The following is a 365-nucleotide window of genomic DNA, read 5'->3' as shown; positions in this document are numbered from 1 at the left end:
GTTTCGCCGGCCGCGTAAGTGCCGCAGCCCGTGGTGGTGTTCACCGAACTCATGATAACGCGCAAGCGGGTTTTGCCGGTTTTAGCAGTGGCAGGCACGGTGAACGTAGCCGTCTGGTTGGCGGTGCTGGTCGAAGAGCTCGAGTGCACTTGCTCGCTGGTCTCGAACGTACCGTTCTGGTTCCAGTCGGCATAGATGCTCCAGTACTCGGTACGAGTGCCGGCAATCGCGGCCCCGAAGGTCACAGTCGGCGAGCTGCCGATAGCGGCGCCCACGCTCTGGGCCGTGCCATCGAAGTAGCCGCCGTCGCTGCCCGAGGTCCGGCTGAAGGAGCCGTTCGGAGTTGCTACGCGCACATAAGCGAG

The 365-nt window shown here is 63.6% G+C and carries 1 protein-coding gene; it reads right to left on the bottom strand.

Features of this window, described 5'->3' with window-relative positions:
• Positions 1 to 365, bottom strand: a 365-nt coding sequence (locus tag WX88_RS31250; RefSeq protein WP_046247529.1) for a GEVED domain-containing protein, incomplete at both ends; no start/stop codon positions are given.

This window comes from Hymenobacter terrenus (genome assembly GCF_000972495.1).
Classification (GTDB): domain Bacteria; phylum Bacteroidota; class Bacteroidia; order Cytophagales; family Hymenobacteraceae; genus Hymenobacter; species Hymenobacter terrenus.
This window is presented reverse-complemented; position numbering and strand designations above follow the sequence as displayed.